This is a genomic window from Streptomyces luteosporeus (genome assembly GCF_039532865.1).
Classification (GTDB): domain Bacteria; phylum Actinomycetota; class Actinomycetes; order Streptomycetales; family Streptomycetaceae; genus Streptomyces; species Streptomyces luteosporeus.
In genome coordinates this window covers 20,706-34,914 of the sequence record NZ_BAAASL010000028.1, presented here as the reverse complement: position 1 = coordinate 34,914, position 14,209 = coordinate 20,706, and the positions used below count along the sequence as shown (strand labels likewise).

Here is a 14,209-nt window from a genome sequence, read left to right as displayed (position 1 = left end):
GGTCGTGTCACCGCCAGAAATCCCGCGCGGAATATCCTCCCCTCCGATCCGCTGTCAAGTGGGCCTTCAGCAGGGGGGACCGGCAGCGGGGCGAGGCTCGAAAACGATGATTCGCCGAGGGCCGGTTTGACGGTGCCTCGACGCACCACAAGACTGGCCCGCCGCGCTGCCCTCCAGTTGAAAGGAGCCGGCATGTCCACAGTTGCCGGGAACGGCGGAGCCGGCGGCCCACCGCACGCGTGGCGGGCCACCGGCTCGGGTTTTCACCGACGAGCGGCGTACGGGTCGGGAGCGGAAGGCACCAGGCCCACGTGGGCGACGAGCATTCCGTTGCTGCCACCGGGGTTCGCGAACAGTTCGGGGTTGAATCCCGAAGGCCCGGGGTTGGCGAATCGCACCGTCACCTGGCCGACGCCGTCCGGAACCAGGAAGCGCAGCCGGCGCTTTCGCCAGCCCGGCTTGTTGAGCTTCCTGCCGGGGTCCTGGGAGGAGATGCCGTTCCTTCCGGTGTAGTACTGCACGTAGTCCTCCTCGACCAGGACGGTCTCGGCGCCCGCCTCCCCGTACCGCACGTCGGCGTGCAGGTACGTGGGCGCGGTGGGGTCGTCCTTCACCAGGTGGTATCCGGTGTGGAACGACAGCTCGTACCACGTGCCGGCGGTCACCGTGACGGCCTGCTCGATGTAGCCGCAGGTATTGGCGCCGTTGACGTCGACGATGTTCTCGCCGGCGACGAACGGGCGCTCCTTGTCCTCCGGGAAATGGCCGTCCGCGTCACCGTTGATCACGTCGACGAGCTCGCCGGGGGCGCCCGTCCGGGACGGGGCCCATACGCCCTTGCCCTGGTACGTGCCCACGCTCCACCAGTCGAGGGCGGAAGCCTTCCGCGCGTAGAGCACGCCCTGGTTGGGCGTCCACTTCCCGTCGGGCTTGAAGGGAACGTCGCCGAAACCGCCGTTCTTGATCAGGTTCTCGGCGGGCCGGGGCGAGACGATTTCGAACTCCACGTCGGCCTTCACGCCGGCGATCTCGATGGCGTTCGCCAGCTTGCGCAGGCCCGGCGCCGCGTCGGGACGGGCCTGCACGTCGATCGAGTAGAAGCCGTTCTGCCGCGGAGTGCCGTCGTTCAGGTGTAACTCGCTCTGGAAACGCAGTTGCCGGCTGTGGGGGTCCCAGGTGGACTCGAGCACGTCGTTGATCTTCGTTCCGTCGGCGATGTACCGGACCACGCCCCCTTCCGGGAACGTGACGCCGTCCGGGAACGTCACGGCTATCCATTCCTTCTGGCCACTGATGACGACATCCGAGGCCACATCGATGGTGAACGTGCCCTTTCCGCCGGGCTGCAGGGTGTGCGGCACAAAGCCCTGCCTGATGGTGAGTGCCATTTTTCTGCCTTCCTCTCGAATGACCCGGACAGGAGGAGACGTTACCCATGAGCGCCCCGAAGAACGCAAACCGAAACCGATCGTTTCGTTACATGCCGAATGCATCAAGCCAGCCTTCGGTCGAATGCCGGCGGGAATGGATCTCCGTAATCCCTTGCGGGCGAATAGCGATTACCGGATTGCTCGTCAAGGGCACTTCACCAGCGACATCGTGAATGGGGCAGGCGTCCGGAAACCAGCCCGTGGGTGTTTCCCCGATGTGACAGGCCCCCGGGAATCCGTGCTAGCAATGACGTCGTCAGCACGTCCGACCCGAATGAGGGGGGAAACGATGGCCATCGCATTCAAGCGCGTCAAGTTCGAGGTGGATCGCGCTCCCATGGCGAATTCCTACACCGCCAAGCAGGGATTCACGATCCCCGGCAAGATCCGCCAGGATGAGAAGGGGAGGCCCGTCTTCAACGTGGCGCTCCAGTCGTACTCGCTCGAGGTGCTGGAGAACGGCAACCCGAGCTGGACGCCGATGGCGCTCGACCAGGTGGGCCTGGAGATCGTCCATAGCGAGGACACGGACGAGGACGGTCAGGTCCGGCTGACGCTCTGGCGCCGTAACCACCCCGACCCCGCGAAGAACCCCGGCTGGGCCTTCCGCGGCACCGTCACGGCCCTGGTCATCGCGGACCTCGTGAGCTCCTGATCCCGCACCGCCGAAGGCCCCGCCCGCACCCCGGGCGGGGCCTTCGCCCGTGCTTGCCGTCCCTCGTGTGAGTGAACGCCTCTCAGCCGAAGAAGACCTTCGCCTCCTCGTAGACCTCCAGCGGCACCGTCTTCAGCCGCGCCGTCGCCTCCGCCAGGGGCACCCGCACCACGTCCGTGCCCCGCAGCGCCACCATCTGCCCGAAGGCGCCGTCCCGTACCGCCGTGATCGCGTGCAGGCCGAAGCGCGTCGCCAGCCAGCGGTCGAACGCGCTGGGCGTGCCGCCGCGTTGGACGTGGCCCAGGACCGTGGTGCGGGCCTCCTTGCCCGTGCGGCGTTCGATCTCCTTGGCCAGCCACTCGCCGACGCCCGACAGGCGGACGTGGCCGAAGGAGTCGAGGGCGGCCGCGTCCTTGAGGACGAGGTCGCCGTCGTGCGGCATCGCGCCCTCGGCGACCACCACGATCGGTGCGTAGCTGGCGCGGAAGCGGGAGGTGACCCAGCCGCAGACCTCGTCGACGTCGAAGCGCTGCTCGGGGACGAGGATGACGTTCGCGCCGCCGGCCAGGCCGGAGTGCAGGGCGATCCAGCCGGCGTGCCGGCCCATCACCTCGACGACCAGGACGCGCATGTGCGACTCGGCCGTGGTGTGCAGCCGGTCGATGGCCTCGGTGGCGATGTTGACGGCGGTGTCGAAGCCGAAGGTGTAGTCCGTGGCGGACAGGTCGTTGTCGATGGTCTTGGGCACGCCGACGCAGCGCACGCCGTACTCGTCGTGCAGCCGGGCCGCCACGCCGAGGGTGTCCTCGCCGCCGATGGCGATCAGGGCGTCCACCGCCTGCTCGGCGAGGGTGCCGGTGATGCGGCGCGCCCCGTCGGGCTCCTTGAACGGGTTGGTGCGCGAGGAGCCGAGGATCGTGCCGCCGCGCGGCAGGATGCCGCGGACGGCGGGGATGCCGAGCGGGACGGCGGCGCCGGTCAGCGGCCCGCGCCAGCCGTCCCTGAAGCCGATGAAGTCGTAGCCGTAGTCCTGGACGCCCCTGCGGACGACCGCGCGGATGACCGCGTTGAGTCCGGGGCAGTCGCCGCCTCCTGTGAGCACTCCGATCCGCATGCCGGACACCCTCCCCTTCGCCGGGGACGACACCCGGGGGCACGCAGGGCGCTCAGGCGTCGTCGAGGCCTCGCTCTATCGCGTAGCGGACGAGCTCCACGCGGTTGTGCAGCTGGAGCTTGCCCAAGGTGTTCTGCACATGGTTCTGCACCGTCCGGTGGGAAATAACCAGCCGTTCGGCGATCTGCTTGTACGACAGGCCCTTGGCGACCAGGCGCAGCACCTCGGTCTCCCGGTCGGTCAGCCGGGGCGTGCCGGGCTCGTCGGCGGCGGGGGCCGGGGCGGCGGCCAGCCGGCGGTACTCGCCGAGGACGAGGCCGGCCAGGCCCGGGGTGAAGACGGGGTCGCCCGCGGCGGTGCGGGCCACGGCGTCCAGCAGCTCCTGGGTGCTGGCGGACTTCAGCAGGTAGCCGGTGGCCCCGGACTTCACGGCCTCCAGGACGTCGGCGTGCTCGCCGCTGGCGGAGAGCACCAGCACGCGCAGCCCGGGCAGCTCGCCGACGAGCTCCTTGCAGACGGCGACGCCGGGCAGGCCGGGCAGGTTCAGGTCGAGCACCAGCACGTCCGGGGCGGTGGCCTTCGCCCGGCGCACGGCCTGCGGGCCGTCGCCGGCGGTGGCCACGATCTCGTGGCCGGCGGCGGCCAGGTCGCGGGCGACCGCGTCGCGCCACATGGGGTGGTCGTCGACGACCATCACCTTGATTGCCTCTGTGCTCATGCCTCGTTCTCGCTCCCCCGGGGAACCTTCAGTTCGACTTCCGTGCCCTGGCCGGGCACGGAGATGAGTTCGGCCGTGCCGCCGAGGTCGCGCAGCCGGCCGCGGATGGACAGCGCCACGCCCATCCGCCCCTCGCGCTCGGCGTCGGCCAGGCGGCCCTCGGGGATGCCGGGGCCGTCGTCGCGCACGGTGACGATCACCTCGTCCGGTTCGTCCTCCAGCAGGATCCAGGCGTGGGCGTCCTCGCCGGCGTGCTTGGCGACGTTGTCCAGGGCGGCGCCGACGGCGGCGGCCAGCTCGGCGGCCGCGGCCGCCTCCAGCAGCACCGGGGTGCCGGGCGCGGAGACGGTGATGCGGCCCGAGGCGTGCGGCGCGAGCAGCGCCCGTACGTCGCAGGGGCCGGCCGGGGGCGCGGGCGCGGGGCCCGGGGCGGTGCCGGCGGCCACGGTCCGTACGAGGGCGGCGTCCTCGGCGAGCTGGGCGGCCGAGCGCTGCGGGGGCACCAGGCCGCCGGCGATCAGGGTGCGCAGGGCGATCTCCTGCTCGCCGGCCATCCGGCCGAGCTCCGCCGCCTCGCCGCCGATCTGCGCGCCGCGCCGCTGGACCATGGCCAGCACCTGCAGGACGCCGTCGTGGATGTCGCGGGCCAGCCGCTCCCGCTCGCGGGTGGCGGCCTCGATCTGCAGGGCGCGGGCCAGGGTGCGCTCACTGGCCCGGGCGACCTCGACGATGTAGCCGATGGCGATGGAGGCGACCCACACCAGGACGACGTTGTGCACGGTGTCCCGGGCCGGGCTGCCGCGCTCGACGAGGTTGACGACCGCGACGAGCGTCGAGCCGGCCGCCGCCCAGCGCCAGCCGCCCTTGATGGCCAGGCCCAGTACCGGCCCGCAGGTCCAGATGGACGGCAGGGTGGCCGCGCCTGCGTCGATGCGCTCGGCGGTGTCCAGCAGCGGGGTGAGCAGGATGCCCGTCAGCGCGACGGCCAGGTCGGTGACGAGGAAGGGCCTGGTGCAGCGCTCCGCGGAGGTGACCCTGTTCCAGGTCAGCGCCGTCCACACGGTCAGTACGCCCATGTAGAGCGCGGCCCCGAGGGGATGGGCGTACTCGTGGCGGTTCAGGGCGAACAGCCCGAGCGCGTAGGCCAGGCCCAGGATGCGGTAGCCGGTCAGCGCGCGCCACAGCGGCAGCTCCACCGACATCCGTACGACGCGCGGGCGCCCTGCGGTGCCCCGTGACATGAAACGACCCCCCTGCCGGGCGGCCGCCGTGCCGTGCCGGCCGTCCGCGGCCTACTGCTCGCCGCTGTCCTTCGTACTGTCCTTCGTGCTGTCCTTGTCGAGGCCGGCGGCCTTCGCCGCCTTCTCCTCCTCGGCCTTGCGCTTGGCCTCCTCCGCGATCTGCCGCTTGGCGGCGGTCGCGTAGATGTCCACGTACTCCTGGCCGGACAGCTTCATGATCTCGTACATGACCTCGTCGGTCACCGAGCGGAGGATGAAGCGGTCGCCGTCCATGCCGTGGTAGCGGCTGAAGTCCAGCGGCTTGCCGATGCGGATGCCCGGCCGGATCATCTTCGGCAGGACCTTCCCCGGCGGCTGCACCTTCTCCGTGTCGATCATCGCCACCGGGATCACCGGGGCGCCCGTGGCCAGGGCCACCCGGGCCAGACCGCCGGGCTTGCCGCGGTAGAGACGGCCGTCGGGGGAACGGGTGCCCTCCGGGTAGATGCCGAAGAGCTCACCGCGCTCCAGCACCTCGATGCCGCTCTTGATCGCGGCCTCGCCGGCCCCGCGCGCACCCGAGCGGTCCACGGGCAGCTGGCCGACGCCCTTGAAGAACGCCGCCGTCAGCTTGCCCTTGACCCCGGGGGAGGTGAAGTACTCCTGCTTGGCGATGAACGTGATCTTGCGGTCCAGCACCGCGGGAAGGAAGAAGGAATCCGAGAAGGACAGATGGTTGCTCGCGAGGATCGCGGGCCCCTCGGCCGGTACGTTCTCCAGCCCCTCCACCCACGGCCGGAAGGCAAGCTTCAGCGACCCGCCGATGGACAGCTTCATAGCGCCGTAGAACAACCGAGAACCTCCTGTGTGTGACGAGGAGACCTTAACCTGCCTACCCCCCGTGCGGCGCTCCGCGTAGGCTGAGGGCTCAAAGCCCCTCGTGTCCGTTGTCCCGTTGCTTCGATCGGAGATCCCGGTGCTGCTCCTCCCCGGAGCCGAGCCGTTCCGCCATGAGGGCGGAGAGGTCGGCGTCCTTGTGTGTCACGGCTTCACCGGTTCCCCGCAGTCCGTCCGGCCCTGGGCCGATTATCTCGCGGAGCGGGGCCTGACGGTGTCCCTGCCGCTGCTTCCCGGGCACGGCACGCGCTGGCAGGACATGGCGATCACGGGCTGGCAGGACTGGTACGCCGAGGTCGACCGCGAGCTGTGGCGGCTGCGGGAGCGCTGCACGCAGGTCTTCGTGTGCGGCCTGTCGATGGGCGGCGCGCTCACCCTGCGGCTGGCGGCCCACCACGGCGACGCGATCTCCGGCATCGCGCTGGTCAACCCGGCCAACAAGGTGCACGGCCTGGCGGCCCGCGCCCTGCCGGTGGTGCGCCACCTGATGCCCACGACCAAGGGCATCGCCAGCGACATAGCCAAGCCCGGCGTGACCGAGACCGGCTACGACCGGGTTCCGCTGCACGCCGCGTACTCCTTCCGCCGCTTCCTGCAGCAGCTCGACCGCGAACTGCCCCAGGTGACCCAGCCGTTGCTGCTGATGCACAGCCCCCAGGACCACGTGGTGCCGCCGGCCGACTCCGCGCGCATCCTGGCCCGCGTCTCCTCCCTCGACGTCACCGAGCGGCTGCTGGAGAACAGCTACCACGTGGCCACCCTCGACCACGACGCACCGCAGATCTTCGAGGAGACGTACGCGTTCATCGGCCGGCTCACCACGGCCGCCGAGCTGCCCGGGGCGGCCGCTCATGGCTGAGCCCGACGCGGGCCGCGACCGCGACGACAGCCGCGACCCCCTCGACGAGGACCGCGCCTGGGCCGAGCTCGTCGCCGCCTACGGCGAGCAGCCCGACCCCGAGAAGGGCCTGTGGCCCGCGACCGGCGGCGACGACGAGCCGACCACGACCGGTTCCGGCCACCGCACGGCGGAGCGTACGGAGGAGGCCGGCCCCACGGCGGACCGCTCCCCGGAGGACCCCGGCACCACCCCCGCCGCCCCGGCCGCCCCGCCCACCGACAGCGGCCCCACCGTGCGCGCCGCCGCCTCGCCGGGCCCGCGGGACTGGAGCCCGGCGGATCCGGCACAGAAGGCGGGCGACGCGGACGACGAGGGCCACTTCGTCCCCCCGGAGCCGCCCCCGCTGCCGACCGGCGACACCACCTCCCGCTTCGCCTGGATCGCGGTGCTCGGCGGCCCGTTGCTGCTGCTCGTGATGGTGCTGCTGCGCCAGGAGCTCACCTGGTGGATCACCACGCTGGGCGTCGGCGGCTTCCTCGGCGGCTTCGCCACGCTCGTGCTGCGCATGAAGGACGGCGACGACGAGGACGACGACCCGGGCCGCGGAGCCGTCGTCTAGGCGTCGTCCGGGAGCTCAGACCCGCTCGTCCCGCAGGGCCTTGAGCCGGGCCACGTCCGCGGCGTGCCCCTCCTTGCCGCCCGGCGTCTCGATCGTCAGCGGCACGCCCGCCGTCTCCGGGTGCGCGAAGAGCTCCCCGAAGGGCTCCGCGCCGATGTGCCCGGCGCCGATGTTGGCGTGCCGGTCCTTGTGGGCACCGACGACGTCCTTGGAGTCGTTGGCGTGGATCAGCCCCAGCCGGCCCTCGCCCACCACGGACACCAGCTCGTCCAGCATGGCCTTCACCCCGCCCGGCCCGGCGAGGTCGTGGCCGGCCGCGAAGAGGTGGCAGGTGTCCAGGCACACGCCCAGCTTCGGGTGGTGCTCCAGCGCCTCGAAGTACGGACCGAGGTCGGCCACCAGGGAACACAGCGACGCCCCCTGGCCGGCCGTCGGCTCCAGCAGCAGCCGCGGATCGTCGTCGTGGGTGAGCTCCGCCAGCAGCGGCAGCAGCCGCTCGTGCACCTGGGCCAGCGCCGCCTGCCGGCCTCGGCCGCCGGTCGCCGAACCGGTGTGCACCACCACGCCCAGCGCACCGATCTCCCGGCCCCGGCGCAGCGAGTGGCGCAGGGACGCGACCGACCGCTCGACGGTGGCCTCGGTGTGCGAACCGAAGTTGATCAGGTAGGGGGCGTGGACGTAGACGGGCAGCTCCTCGGCCGCGCACGCGGCGCGGAACGCCTCATCCTGGGCGGGGCTGCCCGGCGGCGTCGCCCAGCCGCGCGGATTGGCGACGAAGACCTGCACGGCCTCGGCGCCCATCTCGCGGGCGTACGGCAGGCCCGTCCTGGCCAGCCCGCCGGCCACGGGGATGTGGCCGCCGACGGGATTGCGCAACTGACGCGTCACGGCGCTCACAGGCCGCCCTTCATCCGGATCACGATCGTGTCGCCCTTGGCCGCCTGGTCGCCGGGGCGCACCGACTGGGCCTCGACGGAGTCGCGCGGGAAGAAGAACGGGCGGTCGACCTGCACCTGGAAACCGGCGCCCTGCAGGATCTTCCTGGCCTCGGCCTCGCTGCGGCCCGTGACGTCCGGGACGATCACCATCTCCTTGCCCTTGGAGACCGTCACCGTGATCTCGTCGCCCTCGCCGGCGGTCTGCCCCTTGCCCGGCGTCTGCTGGGCCACGGCGCCCTTGGGCTTGTCGGAGAAGACCTGCTCGTCCGCCACCTTCACCGCCAGGCCCGCGTCCCGCAGCCGGGCGGTGGCGTCCGCGACGGACAGCCCGGTGACGTCCGGCACGGAGATCTGGCGTCCCTTGCTGACCACGAGCGCCACCTGCGACTCCGGCCGCAGCTGCGTACCCGGCGCGGGGTCGGTGGAGAGCACCGAGTCCTTCGGGGTCTCGTTGCTGAACTGCTTGGTGACGTCGCCGACCGCCAGGCCCTGGTCCTCGATCCTCTTCTTGGCCTGGTCGAAGGTCATCCCCGCGACGTTCGGCACCTCGGCCTTCTGCGGCCCGCGGGAGACGGTCACCGTCACCTTGCCGGTGTTGCGGATCTTCTGGCCCGGCCTGGGGTCGGTGGCGATGACGTGCCCACGCTCGACGGTGTCGCTGAACGCCTGCTTCACGCTGATCTCCAGGCCGGCCTTGTCCAGCTCCTGCTCGGCCTTGGCCTGGGTCATGTCCAGCACGGCGGGTACGGCGGTGAACTGGCCGGAGTTGATGTACCAGATGCCGGTCCCGGCCAGGATCGCCAGCAGCGCACCGGCCGCCGCCAGCAGCCACAGCCGCGGGCGGCCGGGCCGCGCACGCGCGGGGACGGGCGGCTCCGCGGGCGGTGCGGGGGGCGGCGTGACCGGCAGCTCGATGCGGGTCGTCCGGTTGATGCCGGTGTCGGCCGGCACGACGCGCGGGATCACGCTCGTGGCCTCCTCCGCCGGCACGGGGCGCGGGATCACGCTCGTACGGTCCTCGGAACCGGCCGGCTGCGGGCCCGTGCCCTGCTCGGGCGTCCGGGCACCCGGCGGCACCAGGTCGAGCTGCGCGTCGTCCAGACCCGCCCGCACCTGCCGGACCTGCGCCAGCAGGGCCGCGGCGTCGACCGGCCGCAGCTCCGCGTCCCGCGCGGTCGCCGCGGCGACCAGCGCGTCCAGCCCGGGCGCGAGGCCCGGCACGGCCTGCGACGGCGCGGGCACGTCCTCGTGCAGGTGCTGGTAGAGGATCTGCGCGGGCGTGCCGCCGGTGTGCGGCTTGGCGCCGGTGAGCATCTCGTACAGCACCACGCCGCAGGCGTAGACGTCGGCACGGGTGTCGGCCGTGCCGTGCTCGATCTGCTCCGGGGCGAGGTAGGAGACGGTGCCCAGCACGGAACCGGTGCTGCTGGAGGTGTTGGTGTCCACCGTCCGCACCAGGCCGAAGTCGGCGACCTTGACCCGGCCGTCGTCGCCGATCAGCACGTTCTCCGGCTTCATGTCCCGGTGCACCAGCCCGGCCCGGTGCGCGGCGCCCAGCGCCGCGAGCACCGGCTCGGCCACGTCGAGCGCGGCCCGCGGACGCAGGGCGCCGCGCTCGCGCAGGACGTCGCGCAGGGTGCAGCCGGCGACGTACTCCATGGCCAGGTAGACGTACCGGCCGTCGGTGCCCTGGTCGAAGACCCCCACCACATTGGGATGGTCGAGCCGCGCCACGGCCCGGGCCTCCCGGATGAAGCGCTCCACGAACGCCCCGTCGGCGGCGAGGGAAGGGTGCATGACCTTCAGGGCCAGCACACGGTCCAGCCGGGTGTCCAGGGCGCGGTACACCGTGGCCATGCCGCCCACGGCGACACGCGCCTCGACGCGGTAGCGGCCGTCGAGCAGCTGGTCGACGAGGGGGTCCGGCAGGGTCGTATCCACGGCACACGAGTCTACGAGCCGAGCCGCGCCCCCCTGCAGGGCCTTCGGCCCGCACGCCCTTTCTGCAGCCGAACAGTGACAGGAGCAGGGTCTTCGGGGGCCCCGGCGCCACGGCTCAGGCGGGGCCGAGCTCCGCCTGAGCCTTGATCGTCTCCACGGCTTCCGGAGTCAGCAGCCGCAGGGGGACGACGGTCCAGCGGTTCCCCTTGCGCATGATCACGGCTTGGCCGTCCCTGGTGCGGCCGATGTGGACGAAGCCGTGATCACGCCGCAGGTCCTTCGCCAGGTGCTCGCCGTGGATCACGGGGCTACTTCCTCTCGCGCTCCTCGTCGTCCGCAGCGGACGACCAGACGTCGCCGTTCTGGGACACGCGGGTGTCGGGGTCGGTGGCGGTGTCCTGGTTCTCCTGCGGGTCCCAGTCGTCCTCGTTCTTCTTTCCCATGGTCCCGTGCTCCTTCCTGGTCATCAACACTTCTGGGCTGTCGTGTAGTAGGCCGTGACGTGGTGGTATCCGGCATGCCCGGGGTTGTGCTCGAAATGATGCAGAGCCCACAACTCCGACATCGCGGAGGTCGCCTCATCCGCCGACACTTCTCCGCAGGTCACGCACTTCGTCCGGTAGCTCCGCGGCTTCAAGGCCTCCGGCACCAGGCGCCAGCGTTCGCGAAGGGACTTCCAGCTGTCCATCAGAGTGACTCCCGCCTGTTGTGGCCGTCCCAGGGAGCCATCCATGTGCCGCCCGGGACCGTCACCACCGCCCAGACCGACTTGCCGACACCCCGGCGGCTCTGCACGCCCCAGCGAGAGGACAGCTCTTCCACCAGGGCGAGGCCCCGGCCGCCCGTCCCGTCTCCGGGGCGCAGCCGCGGCCGTGTCTCGTCCGCGTCGTCCACAGCGATACGGACGCCACCGGCCCCGCGGCAGAAGGACGTCTCGATCTCTCGGCCGACCGGGGCCCGAGCCCACCGGACCGCGTTGCTCACCAGCTCGGACAGCACCAGCACCGCGGAATCCTCGATTTCCGCGAGGCCCCAGTCCCTCAGGGCCGCACGCAATTCGGCACGTGCCAGGGCGACCGATCTCGGGTGACGCTTCCATCGCCGTACACGCCTCACGTCCGCTGTGCGTCTACTGACCACTGGGCTCGGACTGCTCACGTCCCGACCATCCTTCGAGAACACGGGTAGGTGACGCGAGCGAACGTAGAGGGCGTGCAGACGGAAACCCGGAAATTTTTTCCGAGGTCTCGAAAGCCCTGGATCCGAGCCCTACTTCATGGCTCCCAGCCGCACGGCCAGCTCATGGACATCGCGACGACGTGTCTGCTTGGCCAGGCGGCGGGCCAGATCACGCGCGAAGCCGTGCGCGCGGATCTGCTCGGGCGCGGTCCTGAACGCGCGCTTCAGATGGGTGAGCGCGTCGTCGAGCCGGTGGGCTTCGCCGTACGTCCGTGCCATGTCCAGACGGAAGCGGGCCTGGCGCTCGACGGGCAGGCCCGCGGCCAGTCGCCCGGCCTGCGGCCGGGTAACCAATGCCAGTGCCTCGTCGACCTTCTCGAACTCCAAGGCCGTCGCCAGCCGGTGGATCTCGACGTTGGCCGGGCCGAACGACGTCCACATGTCGTTTCTGTCGGCCCCCAGCCGATCGGCGGCTTCCTGAGCACGACGCAGCATCTCGCTGGACAAGGCGCGGTCTCCCGAGCGGGCTGCTGCTATGGCCCCGCCGAGGAACAGCGTCCCGTACACGGACACGGCCTCGGGCGACGAGCGCCACCAGGCAGCACTGACATCGTTTGCTGCGTCCTGAGTGACGCGCACGGCTTCCTCCGCGAGGCCGGCACCCAGCTGGACGTGTGCGACGCCGCGCCGCACCGCGAGTGTCACCACGGGATCGCCGAGTTCGCTCGCGGCCATGTCGCCCTGGTCGATCGCCGTCCACGCCAGATTGGTTTCGCCGAGCTTTCGCAGGTAGACGGCCGTCACGTGGAGGGCCAGGGCGAAGCCTCGCCGGGCCTTCCCCTGCTCACGGCCTGTGCGATGGCTGTGCAGCGCCAGCCTCGTGTCGGCCAGCAGGCCGGGCAGGACTTCGCCGAGCCGGGCGTACTCGGAACCCTGGTAGAGCGTCCACGCGCGGTCGACCTCTACTTGGATCCGCTCCAGGCGGGGGACCTCCCGGCGGTCGAAAAGGTTGCCGGACAACCGCCGAGACTGCATGAGAGCGGCCCGGATTGCCGGCACGCTGCCTTGGTCGTTCGCGTGATCCTCCAGCAGGGCCGGGGATCCCTGCAGGTCCTCCAAGTGCACGCGCAGGACGTCGGCGAGATCCGTCCGGGTCCGGATGCTGTTGACCGGGAGCCTGTCCGTCTCGACCCGGTAGAGCCAGTCCTGCGACCGGCCCAGCAATTCGGCGAGCTCCTGCCGGTTCAGCTCTCGTCGTTCACGGTAGAACCGCACGCGCTGCCCGAACGTGAGGTGATCGGTCATGCCTCGCATCGTTGCCCTCCCCTGGCTACCTCGTGGCACAGCCTGACCGGCCCGTCTCCGTAGGCTCGGGTCATGACCGAGAACGAGCACGAACGACGCATGGCACGCCCGCGCATGGCGGCAGGCGCCCTGTTCTTCGACGAGCAGGGCCACGTGCTGCTGGTCCGTCCGTCGTACAAGCCGAAGTGGGAGATCCCCGGCGGGTACGTCGAGGCGGGGGAATCACCCCTGAGCGCGTGCCGGCGCGAAGTGGGCGAGGAGCTCGGCATCTCGCCGTCGATCGGCTCCCTCCTCGTCGTCGACTGGGCTCCGAGCGACGCCGAAGGCGACAAGGTGCTGTACGTCTTCGACGGTGGCCGGCTCGGCGCCGAGGAGGTGAGGGCGATCAAGCTTGCCCCCGATGAACTGCTGGCCGCCGAGTTCCACCCCACCGACGCCCTGGACGAGCTGCTGATTCCCCGCCTCGCCCGCAGGGTCGGGCGTGCGATCAAGGCACGAGCGCAGGCTCACCCCCTGTACCTCGAACACGGGCAGCCCGTCTGAGGCGCCTCACGCGAACGCCGGACGTTCCGGGTCCAGGGTTGCCAGGCCCTCCGTCGGGGAGGAGGCCTCGGCGAAGTGGCGGCGGGGGATGCGGCCTGCGCGGTGGGCGAGGCGGCCGGCCTCGACCGCGTGGCGCATCGCTTCCGCCATCAGGACGGGTTCCTGGGCGCGGGTGACCGCCGAGGCGAGCATCACTGCGGCGCAGCCGAGCTCCATGGCCAGGGCGGCGTCGGAGGCCGTGCCGGCTCCTGCGTCGAGGATCACCGGGACCGTGGCGCGTTCGGTGATCAGCTGGAAGTTGTGGGGGTTGCGGATGCCCAGGCCGGAGCCGATGGGGGCGCCCAGGGGCATGATCGCGGCGCAGCCGACGTCCTCCAGTTTGCGGGCGAGGACGGGGTCGTCGTTGGTGTAGGGCAGCACGGTGAAGCCGTCGTCGACGAGGATCTCGGCGGCGTCCAGGAGTTCGATGGGGTCGGGCAGGAGGGTGCGCTCGTCGGCGATGACCTCCAGTTTGACCCAGTCGGTGCCCAGGGCCTCGCGGGCGAGGCGGGCGGTGAGGACGGCCTCGCCGGCGGTGAAGCAGCCGGCGGTGTTGGGCAGGACGCGGATGTCGTGCTTCTCCAGGACGGAGAGGACCGAGCCGCGGACGGTGGCGTCGAGGCGGCGCATGGCGACGGTGGTCAGTTCGGTGCCGGAGGCGAGGAGGGCGCGTTCGAGGACCTCCAGGCTGGGGGCGCCGCCGGTGCCCATGATGAGGCGGGAGGTGAAGGTGGTGTCGGCGATGGTGAGCAGGTCGTCCGCCATGGGGG

The 14,209-nt window shown here is 71.4% G+C and carries 17 protein-coding genes; 4 read left to right on the top strand and 13 right to left on the bottom strand.

Going from position 1 to position 14,209, the window contains the following annotated elements:
• Positions 1-263: 263 nt before the first annotated feature.
• Positions 264-1,388, bottom strand: coding sequence for a carbohydrate binding domain-containing protein (locus ABD361_RS27940; RefSeq protein WP_344439335.1), 1,125 nt, complete (start codon positions 1,386-1,388; stop codon positions 264-266).
• A gap of 379 nt (positions 1,389-1,767) precedes the next feature.
• Between ABD361_RS27940 and ABD361_RS27935 the strand changes: the two genes are divergently transcribed.
• Complete coding sequence (locus ABD361_RS27935; protein WP_344439334.1) at positions 1,768-2,085, top strand: hypothetical protein; 318 nt, start codon at positions 1,768-1,770, stop codon at positions 2,083-2,085.
• A gap of 82 nt (positions 2,086-2,167) precedes the next feature.
• Here the strand turns inward: ABD361_RS27935 and ABD361_RS27930 are convergent, their stop codons facing one another.
• Genes ABD361_RS27930 through ABD361_RS27915 form a run of 4 tightly spaced genes read right to left on the bottom strand, consistent with a single transcriptional unit; the run spans position 2,168 to position 5,974 of the window.
• Positions 2,168-3,199 carry a 6-phosphofructokinase gene (locus tag ABD361_RS27930; protein WP_344439333.1) on the bottom strand — a complete coding sequence of 344 codons (1,032 nt, stop codon included), beginning with the start codon at positions 3,197-3,199 and terminating at the stop codon, positions 2,168-2,170.
• A gap of 52 nt (positions 3,200-3,251) precedes the next feature.
• Entirely contained in the window at positions 3,252-3,917 is a 666-nt protein-coding gene (locus ABD361_RS27925; protein ID WP_344439331.1) for a response regulator, read from the bottom strand.
• Positions 3,914-5,158, bottom strand: coding sequence for a MacS family sensor histidine kinase (gene macS / locus ABD361_RS27920; RefSeq protein WP_344439329.1), 1,245 nt, complete (start codon positions 5,156-5,158; stop codon positions 3,914-3,916). The genes ABD361_RS27925 and macS overlap by 4 nt, the downstream gene beginning before the upstream one ends.
• Positions 5,159-5,209: 51 nt before the next feature.
• Positions 5,210-5,974 (bottom strand): lysophospholipid acyltransferase family protein, encoded by a 765-nt coding sequence (locus tag ABD361_RS27915; RefSeq protein ID WP_344439444.1) that lies wholly within the window; start codon positions 5,972-5,974, stop codon positions 5,210-5,212.
• Positions 5,975-6,113: 139 nt separating this feature from the next.
• Here ABD361_RS27915 and ABD361_RS27910 point away from each other — a divergent pair, with 139 nt between their 5' ends.
• Both ABD361_RS27910 and ABD361_RS27905 read left to right on the top strand, forming a co-directional pair.
• The gene (locus ABD361_RS27910; protein WP_425583346.1) at positions 6,114-6,893 is read left to right on the top strand and encodes an alpha/beta hydrolase; all 780 of its coding nucleotides are present in this window, start codon (positions 6,114-6,116) and stop codon (positions 6,891-6,893) included.
• Positions 6,886-7,494, top strand: coding sequence for a hypothetical protein (locus ABD361_RS27905; RefSeq protein WP_344439327.1), 609 nt, complete (start codon positions 6,886-6,888; stop codon positions 7,492-7,494). Before ABD361_RS27910 ends, ABD361_RS27905 begins: the two co-directional genes overlap by 8 nt.
• 15 nt (positions 7,495-7,509) lie before the next feature.
• Here ABD361_RS27905 and ABD361_RS27900 read toward each other — a convergent pair whose 3' ends face one another.
• From ABD361_RS27900 to ABD361_RS27870, 7 genes are all read right to left on the bottom strand, one after another.
• On the bottom strand, positions 7,510-8,370 hold the full coding sequence (locus tag ABD361_RS27900) for a deoxyribonuclease IV (protein WP_344439442.1): 861 nt from the start codon (positions 8,368-8,370) through the stop codon (positions 7,510-7,512).
• A gap of 17 nt (positions 8,371-8,387) precedes the next feature.
• Positions 8,388-10,373, bottom strand: coding sequence for a Stk1 family PASTA domain-containing Ser/Thr kinase (pknB, locus tag ABD361_RS27895; RefSeq protein ID WP_344439325.1), 1,986 nt, complete (start codon positions 10,371-10,373; stop codon positions 8,388-8,390).
• Positions 10,374-10,488: 115 nt separating this feature from the next.
• On the bottom strand, positions 10,489-10,677 hold the full coding sequence (locus tag ABD361_RS27890) for a hypothetical protein (RefSeq protein WP_344439323.1): 189 nt from the start codon (positions 10,675-10,677) through the stop codon (positions 10,489-10,491).
• 4 nt (positions 10,678-10,681) lie between these two features.
• Positions 10,682-10,816: a hypothetical protein gene (locus ABD361_RS27885; RefSeq protein ID WP_344439321.1), complete on the bottom strand. Its 135-nt coding sequence runs from the start codon at positions 10,814-10,816 to the stop codon at positions 10,682-10,684.
• A 23-nt stretch (positions 10,817-10,839) separates the two neighbouring features.
• Positions 10,840-11,061, bottom strand: coding sequence for a DUF7848 domain-containing protein (locus ABD361_RS27880; RefSeq protein WP_344439319.1), 222 nt, complete (start codon positions 11,059-11,061; stop codon positions 10,840-10,842).
• Positions 11,061-11,489: an ATP-binding protein gene (locus ABD361_RS27875; RefSeq protein ID WP_344439440.1), complete on the bottom strand. Its 429-nt coding sequence runs from the start codon at positions 11,487-11,489 to the stop codon at positions 11,061-11,063. The genes ABD361_RS27880 and ABD361_RS27875 overlap by 1 nt, the downstream gene beginning before the upstream one ends.
• Before the next feature lie 153 nt (positions 11,490-11,642).
• The gene (locus ABD361_RS27870) at positions 11,643-12,857 is read right to left on the bottom strand and encodes a helix-turn-helix domain-containing protein (RefSeq protein ID WP_344439317.1); all 1,215 of its coding nucleotides are present in this window, start codon (positions 12,855-12,857) and stop codon (positions 11,643-11,645) included.
• 72 nt (positions 12,858-12,929) lie between these two features.
• Between ABD361_RS27870 and ABD361_RS27865 the strand changes: the two genes are divergently transcribed.
• A complete protein-coding gene (locus tag ABD361_RS27865; RefSeq protein WP_344439315.1) occupies positions 12,930-13,400 on the top strand; it encodes an NUDIX domain-containing protein in 471 nt (156 codons plus the stop codon).
• Positions 13,401-13,406: 6 nt separating this feature from the next.
• On the opposite strand, the gene ABD361_RS27860 is transcribed toward ABD361_RS27865, so the two are convergent.
• Positions 13,407-14,204, bottom strand: a complete 798-nt coding sequence (locus ABD361_RS27860) for a thiazole synthase (RefSeq protein ID WP_344439313.1) — start codon at positions 14,202-14,204, stop codon at positions 13,407-13,409.
• Between the last annotated feature and the right edge of the window lie 5 nt (positions 14,205-14,209).

Coding starts and splice junctions, on each gene's coding strand:
- ABD361_RS27940 (WP_344439335.1), bottom strand. CDS start 1,388: ATGGCACTCACCATCAGGCAGGGCTTTGTGCCGCACACCCTGCAGCCC.
- ABD361_RS27935 (WP_344439334.1), top strand. CDS start 1,768: ATGGCGAATTCCTACACCGCCAAGCAGGGATTCACGATCCCCGGCAAG.
- ABD361_RS27930 (WP_344439333.1), bottom strand. CDS start 3,199: ATGCGGATCGGAGTGCTCACAGGAGGCGGCGACTGCCCCGGACTCAAC.
- ABD361_RS27925 (WP_344439331.1), bottom strand. CDS start 3,917: ATGAGCACAGAGGCAATCAAGGTGATGGTCGTCGACGACCACCCCATG.
- macS (WP_344439329.1), bottom strand. CDS start 5,158: ATGTCACGGGGCACCGCAGGGCGCCCGCGCGTCGTACGGATGTCGGTG.
- ABD361_RS27915 (WP_344439444.1), bottom strand. CDS start 5,974: ATGAAGCTGTCCATCGGCGGGTCGCTGAAGCTTGCCTTCCGGCCGTGG.
- ABD361_RS27905 (WP_344439327.1), top strand. CDS start 6,886: ATGGCTGAGCCCGACGCGGGCCGCGACCGCGACGACAGCCGCGACCCC.
- ABD361_RS27885 (WP_344439321.1), bottom strand. CDS start 10,816: ATGGGAAAGAAGAACGAGGACGACTGGGACCCGCAGGAGAACCAGGAC.
- ABD361_RS27880 (WP_344439319.1), bottom strand. CDS start 11,061: ATGGACAGCTGGAAGTCCCTTCGCGAACGCTGGCGCCTGGTGCCGGAG.
- ABD361_RS27870 (WP_344439317.1), bottom strand. CDS start 12,857: ATGACCGATCACCTCACGTTCGGGCAGCGCGTGCGGTTCTACCGTGAA.
- ABD361_RS27865 (WP_344439315.1), top strand. CDS start 12,930: ATGACCGAGAACGAGCACGAACGACGCATGGCACGCCCGCGCATGGCG.
- ABD361_RS27860 (WP_344439313.1), bottom strand. CDS start 14,204: ATGGCGGACGACCTGCTCACCATCGCCGACACCACCTTCACCTCCCGC.